This window comes from Alkalimonas cellulosilytica, from assembly GCF_036325985.1.
Lineage (GTDB): Bacteria > Pseudomonadota > Gammaproteobacteria > Enterobacterales > Alteromonadaceae > Alkalimonas > Alkalimonas cellulosilytica.
Genome location: NZ_JAUHLI010000005.1, coordinates 207752 through 222863, shown reverse-complemented (window position 1 = coordinate 222863; position 15112 = coordinate 207752). Strand labels below are relative to the sequence as shown.

General features: G+C 51.8%; 16 protein-coding genes. 8 read left to right on the top strand and 8 right to left on the bottom strand.

Annotated elements, in window-relative coordinates; all coding sequences use genetic code 11:
• Positions 1-206 precede the first annotated feature (206 nt).
• Positions 207-1118: a hydrogen peroxide-inducible genes activator gene (locus QWY20_RS06880; protein WP_330128289.1), complete on the top strand. Its 912-nt coding sequence runs from the start codon at positions 207-209 to the stop codon at positions 1116-1118.
• Here QWY20_RS06880 and QWY20_RS06875 read toward each other — a convergent pair.
• Complete coding sequence (locus QWY20_RS06875; RefSeq protein ID WP_330128288.1) at positions 1108-1908, bottom strand: substrate-binding periplasmic protein; 801 nt, start codon at positions 1906-1908, stop codon at positions 1108-1110. The two genes, QWY20_RS06880 and QWY20_RS06875, sit on opposite strands and share 11 nt — an antisense overlap.
• Before the next feature lie 118 nt (positions 1909-2026).
• Here QWY20_RS06875 and queA point away from each other — a divergent pair, with 118 nt between their 5' ends.
• The 6 genes from queA (at position 2027) to QWY20_RS06845 (ending at position 7895) form a co-directional block, all read left to right on the top strand.
• Complete coding sequence (gene queA / locus QWY20_RS06870) at positions 2027-3061, top strand: tRNA preQ1(34) S-adenosylmethionine ribosyltransferase-isomerase QueA (RefSeq protein ID WP_330128287.1); 1035 nt, start codon at positions 2027-2029, stop codon at positions 3059-3061.
• Between the two features lie 101 nt (positions 3062-3162).
• A complete protein-coding gene (tgt, locus tag QWY20_RS06865; RefSeq protein WP_330128286.1) occupies positions 3163-4278 on the top strand; it encodes a tRNA guanosine(34) transglycosylase Tgt in 1116 nt (371 codons plus the stop codon).
• Between the two features lie 26 nt (positions 4279-4304).
• On the top strand, positions 4305-4640 hold the full coding sequence (gene yajC / locus QWY20_RS06860) for a preprotein translocase subunit YajC (RefSeq protein WP_228614053.1): 336 nt from the start codon (positions 4305-4307) through the stop codon (positions 4638-4640).
• 33 nt (positions 4641-4673) lie between these two features.
• Positions 4674-6521: a protein translocase subunit SecD gene (secD, locus tag QWY20_RS06855; protein ID WP_330128285.1), complete on the top strand. Its 1848-nt coding sequence runs from the start codon at positions 4674-4676 to the stop codon at positions 6519-6521.
• A gap of 10 nt (positions 6522-6531) precedes the next feature.
• Complete coding sequence (gene secF / locus QWY20_RS06850) at positions 6532-7476, top strand: protein translocase subunit SecF (RefSeq protein ID WP_330128284.1); 945 nt, start codon at positions 6532-6534, stop codon at positions 7474-7476.
• 56 nt (positions 7477-7532) lie between these two features.
• On the top strand, positions 7533-7895 hold the full coding sequence (locus QWY20_RS06845; protein WP_330128283.1) for a rhodanese-like domain-containing protein: 363 nt from the start codon (positions 7533-7535) through the stop codon (positions 7893-7895).
• A gap of 55 nt (positions 7896-7950) precedes the next feature.
• Here the strand turns inward: QWY20_RS06845 and suhB are convergent, their stop codons facing one another.
• The 3 genes from suhB to dusC form a co-directional block, all read right to left on the bottom strand.
• Entirely contained in the window at positions 7951-8754 is an 804-nt protein-coding gene (gene suhB / locus QWY20_RS06840; RefSeq protein WP_330128282.1) for an inositol-1-monophosphatase, read from the bottom strand.
• A 161-nt stretch (positions 8755-8915) separates the two neighbouring features.
• Positions 8916-11435, bottom strand: coding sequence for an NHL repeat-containing protein (locus tag QWY20_RS06835; protein WP_330128281.1), 2520 nt, complete (start codon positions 11433-11435; stop codon positions 8916-8918).
• Positions 11436-11571: 136 nt separating this feature from the next.
• Positions 11572-12522, bottom strand: coding sequence for a tRNA dihydrouridine(16) synthase DusC (gene dusC, locus QWY20_RS06830; protein ID WP_330128280.1), 951 nt, complete (start codon positions 12520-12522; stop codon positions 11572-11574).
• A gap of 132 nt (positions 12523-12654) precedes the next feature.
• Between dusC and QWY20_RS06825 the strand changes: the two genes are divergently transcribed.
• Positions 12655-13239, top strand: a complete 585-nt coding sequence (locus QWY20_RS06825) for a hypothetical protein (protein ID WP_330128279.1) — start codon at positions 12655-12657, stop codon at positions 13237-13239.
• Here QWY20_RS06825 and ppiC read toward each other — a convergent pair.
• From ppiC to QWY20_RS06805, 4 genes are all read right to left on the bottom strand, one after another.
• On the bottom strand, positions 13236-13514 hold the full coding sequence (gene ppiC, locus QWY20_RS06820) for a peptidylprolyl isomerase PpiC (RefSeq protein ID WP_330128278.1): 279 nt from the start codon (positions 13512-13514) through the stop codon (positions 13236-13238). The two genes, QWY20_RS06825 and ppiC, sit on opposite strands and share 4 nt — an antisense overlap.
• A complete protein-coding gene (locus QWY20_RS06815; protein WP_330128277.1) occupies positions 13507-13668 on the bottom strand; it encodes a DUF2256 domain-containing protein in 162 nt (53 codons plus the stop codon). The genes ppiC and QWY20_RS06815 overlap by 8 nt, the downstream gene beginning before the upstream one ends.
• A gap of 5 nt (positions 13669-13673) precedes the next feature.
• Complete coding sequence (locus QWY20_RS06810; protein WP_330128276.1) at positions 13674-14549, bottom strand: HDOD domain-containing protein; 876 nt, start codon at positions 14547-14549, stop codon at positions 13674-13676.
• Positions 14550-14638: 89 nt separating this feature from the next.
• The gene (locus QWY20_RS06805; RefSeq protein WP_330128275.1) at positions 14639-15103 is read right to left on the bottom strand and encodes a hypothetical protein; all 465 of its coding nucleotides are present in this window, start codon (positions 15101-15103) and stop codon (positions 14639-14641) included.
• Between the last annotated feature and the right edge of the window lie 9 nt (positions 15104-15112).

Here is a 15112-nt window from a genome sequence, read left to right as displayed (position 1 = left end):
GAATCAGATTCAATCAATAATTTACAGCTGTAATTTAATGTTTTATAAATAGCTGTTATTTATCATGATTTAATACCGTTTTGTGGGTTCGAATAATGAATTTATCGTTCCTTTTCCAGGTAATTTTGTTAACTGATTTTCGGGCCTAAATGCTGTGCCTACCAAGATCATGCTGATATAATAACGAACAACTCCATGGGGGCAATATGAAGCGTTTACCCAGCATTAAGCAAATGCAGTATCTGTTAGCATTGCATGAACACCAGCACTTTGGCCGGGCGGCCGAAGCATGTTTTATCGGGCAATCTACCTTGAGTGCCGCCATTGCCAATATGGAAGAAACGCTCAATGCTCAGTTGTTGGAGCGGGATCATAAAACCTTTATTTTTACCCCGCTTGGCGAGGATATTGTTCGTCAGGCCCGGTATATTATTGAACAATGTGAAGAGCTAAGTCTGTTTGCTCAGTGTCAGGGCAAGCCGATGTCAGGTCCCTTTCGCCTCGGTTGTATCCCCACCATAGCCCCCTTTGTACTCAGTGACATCATGGCAGAGTGCCGCCAGCAGTTCCCAGAGTTGCAGCTGTTGCTGCGTGAAGATACCACCGATAATTCCTTGCATGCTTTGGCTGAAGGCCGGCTGGATATGGTGCTGTTGGCTTTGCCCTATGAAACCGGTGCCTTTCATACCGAGGTGCTGGCGGCAGATCCTTTCCAATTGGTGTTGCATCGGGATTGGTTAGGGCAGGGGTTTGAGCATGATATCACCCAATGGCCGGATGAAAGTATTTTCCTGCTGGAGCGTGAACATTGCCTGACAGGTCATGCTGTTAAAGCCTGTGAGCTGGAAGACAACCGTAAGGTCAATCCGTTTTTTGCTACCAGCCTGCATACGCTGACCCAGATGGTCAACAACAAACTGGGTGTGACTTTTATGCCACAACTGGCGATCAATGCGGGTTTATTGCAGGGTACCGAGCTGGTATGTCAGCGACCTGCCTCTGGGCAAGCCAGCCGGGATATTGGCGTGGCCTGGCGTCCTACCTCCAGCAAGTTGCATAGTTACCGCTTACTGGCCGAGCTGATTCGCCAGGTCTTACTAAAGAAAGTTACTGTGTAGCTGATGCGGGTGTCGATTTTGTAGGGGCAAGCTCGGGTAGGATGAAGTTTGGGTATTGTTGGTACAATAATTCCAATTGGCCATTGTGGTACAGCTTGCTGTAGTGATCATCCCACCACTGTTTAAGTGCCAGGCCTGAGGCACTGTTGCTAAAGCCCATAAAGATAGGCTCGCCTTTTAAAAACCGAAGCTCCAGCCCTGTCAGGTCTTCCCCGGTAAGTTTGCTCCTAAGCTCAGTTTTTTCTACCAGAAAAGCATCAACCCGTTGATTACGTACCATCTCAACCCCGGTGCGGATGCTGTCTACTTCGTAACTGGTGTTATCGATATTCAGTACCAGTTCGTAGTTGTAACCTCGTTGCGTGGCTAATCTGAGTGTGGCTAACGAGCTGGCGGTATCAAGTACTGGCTGGCCCGCAAGATACAAAACGGCGATTTCGTCGACATCGAAGGGATAGTTGGAATACAACAGCTGCTGGCTGTCGGTTGCCGCGATACCAATCACCATGTCAGCGTGTTGCTGTTCGGCCATTAAAATAGATCGACTGAAGCTGGTGAAGTGCAGCTCCAGCCTGGTATCAGCTGGAAAAATAACTCTTAGCAAGTGCAGGTAAGCCCCCTCACCATCCGGCTCGGTAAAACCTGGCCAGAGATCAGTGGCAACATGAACCACTTTGGCTGGAATCATCGGTTCTGGATCGGGTTTGGTTGCAGCCAAAAGCGCGCTATTGCTACTGACAACTAGCAAAAAGCAGCACAGCATGCTTGGTAACGTCGTGACAGTACCCATGGCCACCTCCCTGCTAATAAGTGTAGACCTTTTCAGGCGAGGTATGGGTGGATTTCACTTGTTCAAAGCCCCTGCTGTTATTAGACTAGCGGCCTTGGTTTCCCAGAGGTGTGGTTTTATGCAGCTTGCTGATTTTCATTTTGAACTACCGGATGCGCTGATTGCCCGTTATCCGCAGGCAGAGCGCTCTGCCAGCCGCTTGCTGTGCATGGATCGTCAAAGTGGGGCTTTAAGACACCGGGTGTTCCGGGAACTTGCCGAACAGCTCAAGCCGGGCGATCTGTTGGTTTTCAATAACACCAAAGTGATCCCGGCCCGTTTGTTTGGTCAAAAAGCTTCTGGCGGCAAAGTGGAAGTGCTGGTGGAGCGGATTCTGGATGAGCAGCGTTTTTTAGCGCATGTCCGTGCCAGTAAATCACCTAAGCCAGGCTCTGAGTTGTTGTTAGAAAACGACGCCAGAGTCGCGATGCTCGGCCGCAAAGGCGAGTTGTTCGAACTGGAGCTGCAAGGCGATGAAAGCGTGTTCAGCATGCTGGAGCGATTGGGGCATATGCCATTGCCGCCATACATCGACCGGCCGGACAGCGAGGAAGACAAGGCCCGCTATCAGACCGTCTATCATCAGAAACCCGGCGCTGTTGCGGCGCCGACGGCCGGTTTGCATTTTGACCAGCCTTTGCTGGATACTCTGAAAGAAAAAGGCGTGCAGTTTGCGTTTATTACCTTGCATGTCGGGGCTGGGACTTTTCAGCCAGTGCGGGTAGAGGATGTCACCACCCATCAGATGCATGCGGAGTACATCGAAGTCGATCAAACAGTGATCGATGCGGTGAATGCCTGCAAAGCGCGGGGCAATAAAGTGATCGCCGTGGGCACTACGTCGGTGCGGGCATTGGAGAGCACAGCACAACATGCGCTGAGCCAGCAGCAACCCTTGGCGCCATTTCAGGGCGATACTCAGATCTTTATTTACCCTGGTTACCAGTTTCAGCTGGTGGATGCGCTGATCACCAATTTCCATTTACCCGAATCAACTCTTATTATGCTGGTATCGGCGTTTAGCTCACGCGAATATGTGATGCATGCCTACCAGACGGCAGTGCAGCAGCAATATCGTTTTTATTCATACGGCGATGCCATGTTTATCAGCTAAAGCACCGCTATCACGGGATGCCTTGCATCGCATTTTACCGCCGGACAGGGTATGATAGCGCCCGCGAAGCCGGACTGTTTCTCCGGTGTACGAGGTAAATTGTGAAATTTGAACTGTTAGCGACCGACGGCAAAGCCCGTCGTGGTCAAATGATGTTTGAGCGGGGCGTAGTCGATACCCCTGCCTTTATGCCGGTGGGCACCTATGGCACGGTCAAAGGCATGACACCCGAAGAGCTGGAGCAGACCGGGGCGCAAATCTGCCTTGGCAATACCTTTCACTTAATGCTGCGCCCGGGCACGGATATCATCAAGCTGCATGGTGACTTGCATGACTTTATGCACTGGCACAAACCCATTTTAACCGACTCCGGTGGTTTCCAGGTGTTTAGCTTAGGCGAACTGCGTAAAATTACCGAAGAAGGGGTGTTGTTTCGCTCACCGCTGAATGGCGAAAAAATTATGCTGACGCCGGAGCGCTCGATGGAAGTGCAACAGGCACTGGGCTCGGACATTGTGATGATTTTCGATGAGTGCACGCCTTATCCTGCGACTGAGCAGCAAGCGAAAAAATCGATGGAGTTATCCCTTCGCTGGGCAGCGCGCAGCAAAGCAGCCCATGGCGATAACCCCTCTGCCTTGTTCGGTATTATCCAGGGCGGCATGTATCCGGGGCTGCGTGATGTATCCTTGCAAGGGCTGGAAGACATCGGCTTTGATGGCTACGCCATCGGTGGTTTATCCGTTGGCGAGCCGAAAGAAGACATGATCAACATTCTAAACCACACCACCGACCAAATGCCGGCACACAAGCCGCGTTATCTGATGGGCGTGGGCAAGCCGGAAGATATTGTCGAAGCGGTGCGCCGCGGCATCGATATGTTTGATTGCGTGATGCCAACCCGCAATGCCCGAAATGGTCATCTGTTCGTCAGTGATGGCGTGGTAAAAATTCGCAATGCCAAACACAAGGCCGATACGGCGCCTTTGGATAAAAATTGTGATTGCTACACTTGTAAAAATTATTCCAGAGCCTATCTACATCATCTGGATCGTTGCAATGAAATTCAGGGCGCTCGTCTGAACACCATCCATAATCTGCATTTTTATCAGAATTTGATGCAGGGATTGCGTGAAGCCATTGCCGCTGGTACTTTGAACCAATTTGTTGCTGACTTCTATGCCGCTCGTGGTATGGATGTACCAGCGCTCAATTAATTGCTGTTTTTATTAAGGGGAACGTTATGAGTCTGTTTATTGCAAATGCACATGCTACTGGTGGTGGTGCTCAGTCAGGTGGTGGCTGGGATCTGATCATTATGCTGTTGGCTTTTGGTCTGATTTTTTATTTTCTGATCTACCGGCCACAAGCAAAGCGTGTCAAAGAGCATAAAAACCTGATGGGCGCGCTTGGGAAAGGTGACGAAGTGCTGACCCAAGGCGGCCTGGTGGGGCGGATCAGCAAAATTTCCGACGAAAAAGACTTTATCGTGCTGGCGCTGAACGACAGCACCGAAGTGACGGTGCAAAAGGCGTCTGTCTCAGCTGTGCTGCCAAAAGGCACCCTGAAGTCGCTGTAATCTGAATTGCCATTGATGCAAAAGGACTGTTGAGTGTTAAATCATAACCCAGCATGGCGTTATCTGTTGGTCATCCTGGTGCTGCTGGTCGGCACCTTGTATGCCTTGCCGAACTTATACCCGGAAGATCCCGCCATTCAAGTAAGTGCCACCCGTGGTGGCGAGGTGCAGCAGGATAGTTTGGTCTTGCTGCAACAACGTTTTGAAGAAGATAATATTGCGCTAAAAGACATCACGTTGCAGGACGGTCAATTACTGGCCCGCTTTTTTAATACTGAAGATCAGCTGCGAGCCCGTGATTTGGTTAGCCGTACGCTTGGCAACAATTATGTGACCGCTTTGAATATGGCACCGACCACGCCCGGCTGGCTGATGGCGATTGGCGCAAGCCCGATGAATCTGGGTCTGGACTTACGTGGCGGTGTGCATTTCTTAATGGCCATTGATATGCAGGCGGCGATTGATAAGCAACTGGACGATCTGGCGCAGATCTTCCGCACCGACCTGCGTGAAGCCCGGATTCGTTTTGGCAATATTCAGTCGGATACTGATACAGGGACTGTGCTGGTGCAACTGCGTAATGCCGATGATTTAGCGGCAGCCCGTCGCTTGATCAGCCAGGACCGTGATTTGGATGTCAGCAATGGCCCGGTCGAGTTCAGCCTGCAAGTGCGGATGAGCGATGCCAAAATTGCCGAAATCCGTGATTATGCACTGCAACAAAACATCACCATCATCCGCAACCGGGTGAATGAAATCGGGGTAGCAGAGCCGCTGGTGCAACGTCAGGGCGAGCGCATTATTGTGCAACTGCCGGGTGTGCAGGACACCGCCCGCGCCAAAGAGATTTTAGGCGCCACCGCCACGCTGGAGTTCCGGCTGGTGGATGATAGTGTGGATCTGAATGATGCGCTGGCCGGCAGGGTGCCACCCAGTGCGCAGCTTTACTATGATCGTGATGGCCGCCCTGTGGTGCTGCAACGTCGTATCATGCTGACCGGTGATCGCATTACCGGTGCCAGCTCCAGCTTTGATGAATATGGCCGGCCCCAGGTCAATATTTCACTGGATGCGCAGGGGGGCAATATGTTCTCTCAGGCCACCCGTGATGCCATTGGCCGCGGCATGGCAACCGTGTTCATCGAATACAAACCGACCGATCAGATTGGCCCGGATGGCGACCCTGTGCTGGAAAAGATAGAGGAAGTCATCAACGTGGCTACCATTCAGGCACGGTTAGGTCGCAGCTTCCGTATTACCGGTATTAATAACCCTGGTGAAGCGCACAATTTAGCGCTGCAGTTGCGGGCAGGTGCCTTGTTAGCTCCGATCCAAATCATTGAAGAGCGCACGATAGGGCCAAGCCTGGGTCAGGAAAACATCGAGCTGGGCCAAACGGCCATTATGTTGGGTCTGGCCACCGTACTGGTGTTTATGGTGCTGTACTACAAAGCCTTTGGCCTGGTTGCCAATGCTGCGCTGGTGGCTAACCTGGTGCTGATTGTTGGGGTGATGTCGATGATCCCTGGTGCTACCCTGACCTTACCGGGTATGGCGGGTATCGTGCTTACGGTGGGTATGGCGGTCGATGCCAATGTGCTGATTTTTGAGCGGATCCGTGAGGAGCTGCGCGATGGACGTAGTGTGCAGCAAGCCATTCACCATGGCTACGACCGGGCATTCTCTACCATTGCCGATGCCAACGTCACTACCTTAATTGCGGCGCTTATCTTGTTTGGTGTCGGTACCGGGCCTATCAAAGGCTTTGCCGTGACGCTGATGATTGGTATTGTCACCTCGATGTTTACCGCCATTGTCGGTACGCGTGTGCTGGTCAACATGATCTGGGGCGGTCGTCGCCTGCAGAAGTTGCCAATTTAAGGGGGCCATGATGATCGCAATTAATTTTAATAACACCATCAATTTTATGCGCCTGAAAGTACCGGCTTTGATCCTGTCCGGTATTTTGGTGATTGCCTCGCTTGGTTTAATGGCGACCAAAGGCATGAACTGGGGCCTGGACTTTACCGGTGGCACCGTGATTGAAGTCGGCTATCAGCGCGATGCCGATTTATCGGCGGTGCGCTCTGTACTGGCCGATGCCGGTTTCCCGGATGCCGTGGTGCAGTACTTTGGCTCCAGCCGGGAAGTGCTTATCCGGATTGGCCCGCGCGATGATATCGAGCAGGTCACATTAGGTGAGCAAGTGTTGCGCCTGCTCGGTGAGGCGGATCCTGGCACGGTCGATATGCGTCGTATTGAATACGTCGGCCCCAGTGTGGGTGCCGAGCTTAAAGAGCAGGGTGGCCTGGCAACTTTGGCGGCCTTGATCTGTATTTTAATTTACGTGGCGTTTCGTTTCGAGTGGCGCTTTGCACTTGGCGCAGTCGCGGCATTGGCGCACGATGTCATTATCACGCTGGGTTTGTTTTCCTTGCTTGGGCTGGAGTTTGACCTGACCGTACTGGCTGCTGTGCTGGCGGTGATCGGTTACTCGCTGAACGATACCATTGTAGTCTGTGATCGGATCCGCGAAGGCTTTCGCCGTATTCGTGAGAGCGAGCCGGTTGAGGTGGTCAATGAATCGCTGACCGGTACCATGAGCCGCACCATCATCACCTCGTTAACGACCATTCTGGTGCTGCTGGTACTGTTCTTTAAAGGCGGCGAGTTGATCCATGGTTTTGCTACTGCGCTGTTGTTTGGTGTGGTGATTGGTACCTATTCGTCGGTCTATATTGCCAGCTCCATGTCCTTGTTGCTGGGCATAAGCCGCGAAGATCTGATGCCACCGCCGGTGGAAAAAGAAGGCGAGAATACCGAGCCCTTGCTATAAGCGCGCTTAACCGACAAAATGCCAGTCTCCCGACTGGCATTTTTTTGGAGCTTGTTATGCAGCACTCACCGGCATTTCTGGCCTTAGTCAACGCCGCCAAAGCCGTTATCAAGGAAATGGATATCGCGAGCTTGCAGCAGCGAAGCACACCTTATGTACTGATAGATACCCGTGAGGATAATGAGTGGCAGCAAGGGCACTTACCCGGGGCCATGCATCTTGGCAAAGGCATCATCGAGCGGGATATTGAACAGACAGTGCAAGATAAGCACCAGGCGATTATCTTGTATTGCGGTGGTGGCTACCGCTCGGCGCTGGCGGCCCAGGCACTGCAGCAAATGGGCTATCAGCAGGTGTTTAGCCTGGCAGGCGGCTATCGCGCCTGGCAAGAGCAGGGCTTGCCCATAGAGCGACCATAAAAACGCAGCCAATAAAAAACCCAGCAATGGCTGGGTTTGGTAGTAAGGCAGATGCTTAACGCATCAAATCTTCGGTCAGGTGCGGCCGCATGGTTTTTAGCATGCCCTGCAGCACTTTCGGACTGGCGGCGACCACATTGCCACTTTTCAGCTGGTTGTTGCCACCGGCAAAGTCGGTGACCATACCACCGGCTTCGCGCACAATCAGCTCACCGGCTGCAATATCCCATGGTTTTAAACCAATTTCCCAGAAACCATCCAAACGGCCTGCAGCGACGTAGGCCAAATCCAAAGCAGCCGAGCCAGCACGGCGCATATCAGCGACCAGCGGGAACAGGCTGTTAAACACACTGCTGTATACCGGCAGCAATTGCTTTTGCTTGAACGGAAAGCCAGTGCCAAGCAGCGCACCAGTCAGCTCAGGCCGGTTGCCAACACGAATACGGCGGCCATTGAGCTGGGCGCCACGGCCACGGGAAGCAGTGAACAGCTCATCGCGCAGCGGATCGTAGATCACAGCTTGCTCGAGCTTGCCCTGGACTTTTAAAGCAATGGAAATGGCAACATGCGGGATACCGCGGATAAAATTGGAGGTACCATCGAGTGGGTCGATGATCCATTGGTGATCGCTTTCTGCCGGTCCTTGCATGCCCAGTTCTTCGCCAACCACACTGTGGCCAGGGAAGGATTTACGCAAGGTTTGCACAATCAGTTGCTCGGCTTCACGGTCGATGTTGGTGACAAAGTCGTTGCTGGATTTCTCCGTCGATTTAACGATATCCAGTTGCTCGCACGAGCGGGCAATAAGTGTTCCTGCACTGCGGGCAGCACGGATGGCGATGTTCAACATCGGATGCATAGCGATTACCTTATTGGATAAAGAGCGGTTAAAACATACACAAAAGTGCGGCGGCTATTGTAGCGACTTGGCCGTTAAAGTAAAGGGGTTTTGGTTTTTAAAGCTATTGTCTGATGGAGATGAAATCAAGGGCTGGTTGGTTAAACCAGCCCTTAGCTGGACTATTTTGAGATGATCACGGTAGCTAAACTTTTTGGATCAAAATGCTCGAGTGCATTTTGACTGGTCATTAAGTAGGTGCCATCATCCAGCGGTAAGGCATTGAGAAACGTCCTGTTCAGGTTTTTCACCGTGCAGCTTTGCGAAGCTAGATCATAGATTGCCAGCTGACCTGCCAGGATCCGAAGTTGCTGACGTTCTTCATCAAAGCTTATCTTCTGTATGCCATTTACACCAATATCAAGGATGTTCTGGTTATTGAAGTTCAGACAACGGTCCACAATCAGCTCTGTTTCACCTGTTTCTAAATCCAGCCGGTAAATCAAATTTTGTAATTGACTGGCTAGATAGAGCTGATTGTTTTGCGTATCCACAGCCACATCGTTCACGCCTTCGATGATACCAGCAGTACCAGCGCTGCCATCAAATTCATGCAAACTGCGTTGACCCGTAGAGACATCTATCTGCAAAACTGAATTGGCAAGATTGGGTTGTGCCATATAAAGCGTTGCTGTCTCTGCATGAAAATCACCACCTGTCATCCCTCCTGAGCTGGGCCCTTCGCCAACCCCCATCCCGCTGACGACCGAAACTGTTCCATCAGGCAGGGCAACCGATAAAATGGCATCATCCAATCCAATCAGGAGCGCATTATTCGCTTCGTAAAAAAACAGGCCGCTGTGATAGTTCACACCCGCTTGGTTGATGTCAGCCAGCATGGTGCGATCACCACTCGATAAATCAATCGAAAACAGCGATTCAGCAGCATTGCTACCATTATCTAAGACGTATAGTGTGTTGCTATCTGCGCCAAAGGTCAGGTAATTTGGCATCATCAAACCGCGACCAGAGCCAATACCTGAACTTACGAAGGCGGAGCGTTCACCGGTTCGGGAGTCCACTTTTAACACTGTGTTATAACCAGAGTCGGCGACCAACAAAGTGTGCTCATCAAGCAGCAGGATATCCTGAATTTGTGAGGTCGGATACAAAGTGGTACTGCTCTCAGCAGACAACATATAGGACAGAGGAAAAGCGAGTTCAACTTTAACAATACCTTCCATACCAGCTATAAACAGTTGGTCACTATTGGAGCCTGAAGTTAATGCCATAGGGCTAAAGTCAGGTAAGTCCATGACAATGCTTCGCTCGCCGGTTTGCGTATTGACCTCAACCAACAGAAAATGGCCAGCGGTAGCGAATAACCTGTCTCCAAGCATGGTCATTTGCTTGATGGTAAGCCATGGCGAGTCGGTAAGATTGGTGTAAGACAACAAGCGACTTGTCTCATCTGCTAGATTGAATTGATAAAGATGATCGGTAGCGTAGATGCTATTGGCTTCCAAAAGTTTCAGTAACACAAAAGCGTGTTGGTTGATTGGATCAAATACGGATTGGACACCAATCAACTGAACATCGGGTGCTATCTCAGGTGCAAAATTTGTCAGGAGTTTTTGCTGACCTTGCTCCAAATCTACTTCATACAATGACACGGTATCTTCATGATGGTATGAATAGATGAGACGGTTGTTCGCTGCATCGAAATTTAACTCGCTAATGTAGTCAACGGATGTCAGCAACTGATAAGTCAGATCTGTGTGATCGATTGCAACGATATCCTGATTGTCCAGCACACCTATGAGTCGCTGCTGCAAGTCGTCATAAACAAGGTAAGCGGGTGCTCGCAGAGTATTTACTCTGACAGAGGCAGCGTCTATATTCTCATTGCCATCGGCGTCGCTGACAGCTACGGTCAATTCAGTATCACTATCGGACTCGATCTCAACATCGGCAGTCCACTCAAACTCTTCCTCCTCATCCTCACCGTTACTGCCTTGGGCATGAAAGCTCTGTGCCGATACACGCTGTGCCGCAACACTCTGACTATGAATATTGGCTGGTACACCGTTCACACTGAGTGCGCTAATACCATTACGACTGGTAGCCGTACCGCGAACAGTGAGAGTACCCGCGGATGTTTTGGACTGCGACCATGGGAAAACCACACTTGCTTGCGGCGGTGTGCCTGTACCTGTTGCTGGTGGTTGGTCGCGGGTAGTACTAACAAAGTTGGCACTGACACCACCAATGGTTAACGTAGTGGTCTGGCTGGTCGCAAATTGGCTGGATGCCTGATGCCGCACCCGGATTTGTGCAGCATTATTGACGGTCGCCGAGCCCGCAGCAAAGTCACCATTGTTTACTGAGTACTCACCGTTCTGAATACTGATAGTAGCCGCAGCATTGATACCAGACACAGTGATACTGTTTGAAGTGACGGTGGCCCCAGGCTCCACATCCGACTGAGCGGTAAAGCTGAATGCATTCGGCTGCGTATTGGTGACCGGTGGTGGATTTGGCTCTGAACCTGAACCGCCACCACATGCGACTAACAGCAACAGAGTTAACACCAGCAAGCAGTGCTTGCTGGTGAAGAAAAGGTGTTTCATGACGCTCCCTGTTTTAGTAAGCTTTTTTATTCTGCGGTAAAATCTATGCTGATATGAACAATAAATCAACAATTAAAGTTGAATTGAAGGCAATAAAGTTAACTTGTTAACTTTATTGCCTTCAATGTGCTGGGCCAGCCACAGCCACGTATACTGGTGCTGACTGCGGGATGCCAAAGCACCATGAAAATTAACTGAGGTAGAGAGATTAGTTGTGATAGCAGTTACTCAGCTGTTGCTGAAGCAGTCGCAGTATATCCTCATTACGCTTGAGCAGCCGCAGTTGACTAAATAACTCTGCTGCCTCCGGATACTGCAGCTTTAAGTAGCTGAACCATTGTTTGATGCGGTTGCTGTAGTATTTGCCTTTATCGCCGACCACTTCAAATTCAGAGTATTGCATCAGCAGCTGCAGTACCTCCGGCCAGGGCATGGCGGGCTGGCCGCTGCGGATGGATTGCGCCAGATTGGGCAGGGCCAGAGCGCCGCGACCCAGCATAATATCCTGCGTAGTGGCTTCCTGTTGGCATTGTCTGGCCTGAGCCGGTGTCCAGATTTCACCATTGGCAATGACCGGTATGGCGATGCGCTGCCGGATGTGGGCGATCCAGGGCCAGTAGGCAGGTGGCTTGTAGCCATCGGCTTTGGTGCGGGCGTGCACGGTCAGCACCGAAGCGCCGGCGGCTTCGATGGCGCTGGCATTATCCAGTGTCAGGGCGGTGTCGTCGTAACCCAGCCGGATTTTGGCACTGACCGGGTACTCAGCGGGAACCGCCTGGCGCACCGCCTTGACGATGTGATACAGCTGCTCGGTTTCTTTTAATAGCACGGCACCGCCGCGGCTTTTATTGACCGTTTTGGCCGGGCAGCCAAAGTTCAAATCAATACCGGGTGAACCCAGCTGCACCGCTTTGGCGGCATTTTCCGCCAGCCAGTTCGGTTCTTGCCCCAGTAACTGCACCCGCACCGGCACACCGGCCGGTGTTTTACCGCCATACTCGAGCTCAGGGCATAGCCGCCGGAATACCCGGGCTGGCAGTCGCTGATCGACCACCCGGACAAATTCGGTGATGCACAGATCAAAGCCACCGATGCGGGTCAGCATATCGCGCATCAGGTGATCAACAACGCCTTCCATCGGTGCCAGGACAATCTGCATAACAGCTCTGTTCGGGGATTGGGCGGCAGATTATAGTGAAAGCACTGGCAGGAATACAGTAAAATGGCACTTAGAACGGCTGGGTGCTGGCAAAGGGCAGCGCCATGAATGGCATTCAGGGTAAGGAGAACAATGAGAACAGGGTTTATAACTGGCTTGATGCTGCTGGTAACGCTGCTCACTGGCTGCGATAGCATGCAATCGCTGACAGAAGCTGAGCAGGTAGAACGTACCATTCGGCAGGAAGTACGCCGCGATCTGCGCGGGCTGAATGCTTTAACCGATGCAGCGCAAGCGACGCCGTACGATGGTTTTGCCTGGCGCCGCGGGGAGCGGTTGCAAGTCCGGCAGCGACAGGAGCAAGCGTTGTTGTTGCTGGAGCAGGTGGAAGTGCCGGAGATCATTGCCACTGCTGTTGCACAGCGGATCCCGAGCTTTAGTCTGGTGCGTTATCAGCAGGGCTGGCTGGTGGTGTTTGATACCTATGTCAGCCCGCAGTGTCAGGTGGTGTACGCTTACGCCTACCGTGGGCACTTAGCCGATACCCCGCTTTGTTCGAAAGATGTATTTGCTGAACAGGCGAATGGCCGCTGTCAAAGCCCGATTACGGAGGAATGGCAGGTGTTTAAAGAATGGTTTTTTGCCAGGTCGCTGCTGGAGGAAGGCAACCCTGCCTGTGTGCAATCGGCTAGCAGGTTCTTTGAAAGCAACGACTAGCTTCGGTACAGAGTTTTGATCAGATGAAAGCCAAACTGAGTTTTTATCGGGCCGTGCACTTCCAGCACGGCGTTTTTAAACACCACTTCATCGAAAGCCCGAACCATCTGGCCGGGGCGAAACTCCCCTAAATCACCGCCTTTCTTCCCAGAGGGGCACAGTGAGTGTTTTTTAGCAAGGGCACCAAAATCAGCGCCTTTGGCCAGTTGTTGTTTCAGCTTTTCGGCTTCCGCTTTGGTTTTCACCAAAATATGCAGGGCACAAGCTTTAGCCATGGTTTTTCTCCTTCGCAGAGGGGCTTTGTCGACGGCAGCGCTCCGAGCAGTATTTTACTGCATCCCAGCAGTGTTGCCATTTCTTACGCCAGCGAAATGGACGCTGACAGACCGGGCAGATTTTTTCAGGCAAAAACAGCTTCTTATGAGCCATGACGCTTAACCGCTATAGATGGTGCTTAGCTCGTTTTGCCGCAGTACTTCAGCCAGCTCAGGCAATTGGAACAATTCAAGCGCTAACACATCCAGTATTTGCGGGGCAAATTGCTCCCATTCTGGATCCAGTGTGATATCAAACAGCACCCGGCTTTCACCGCTCATGTGTTCGGCCAGTTTTAGCATGGCAAACAGCCGCTGTTCCAGCTCACTGTCTGCTTCCAGAATCAAGGCCGGGCTGTGGTGATAGGCAATGACATTGCAGAGCTCGGCCGGTAAGCCCCAGGATTGAGCAATCAGGTAGCCCAGAATTTCGTGACAGGTGTGAAAGCGATGCTCTTCCGCTTCACTGTAGCCCTGGCCAGCCAATACGCCTAGTTTCACCAAATCAGCGTAATTCGGTGCCTGGGCGGTGATCAGGGCAATACCGGCGTTACGAAATAAACCCAGGGTGTAGCAATCATCGCAGAGCTCCTGCGGCCATTGCAGGTGCCTTGCCAGGCTGGCAGCGCTATTGGCGACGAGCAGGGCGTTGCTCCAGAGCTTTTGGGAGAAAGGATCTTTCTGCTGGCCTTGCTCCAGGGTAAAGCGCAGCAAGACGCTGCGTACCAGTTTGACCACCCGGTTCACGCCAAGGAACTTGCAGGCATGTTCAATGGAAGTGATTTTGTTGCGCAGGCCAAAGTAAGCCGAGTTCACTACTTTTAAGGTAAAGCCAGCCAGGCCAATATCCATATTGATCAGGGTAGCCAGCCGCTGCATATTGGGCTCTGGCTGCTGCACCAGTTGCTGAATGTGCAGCAGTACATCCGGCTGAGGTGGGATGGTAAAGCCTTGCAGCGCCTGATCAATGGCGTTCATATCCAATGGCTGAACCATCCGGAAGTCTCCAAACATAAAAGGGGTTGCTGGCTGTTATTAAAGCAAAGTCCGGTGACTTTGCCAATACAGCCTATGGCTAGGTTACTTTAAGAGTCGAGGTAAGGCCGGCCACTGATCAGGCTGCGCGCCAGTTGCCACTCGGCATCCGGATCGGCCTGCTCATCGCCACTGAAATGCACTTCAAACTGCAGGTACTCATCACTGTTGTCCTGGCTGCTGACCAGCCGCTCGGGCACCTGGCCAACCTGGCGACCAGCATGAATGGCAACCTGAGCCGCTTGCTCCATCAAGCCAAGAAAATGGCCCAGTGGTAATTGCTGGAAAATGTCCGCATCCAGCTGTGACCACCCCAGTAAATCGGCACTAATCTGGCCATCTTTGTGATCGGTAAACAGCATGGAAACCGCGGGCGAGTCCGGGTTTTCGCCACTCTGATAACTGGCCGCATCCTGCTCGTCAAAAAACATGACATAGCCATAGGCCGGGCAGCCCTCAGCATCCATGTCGTCAAAGGATGGATCGTAAATCAGAAAAAAGCGACGCTCAGACATCAAAGCCCC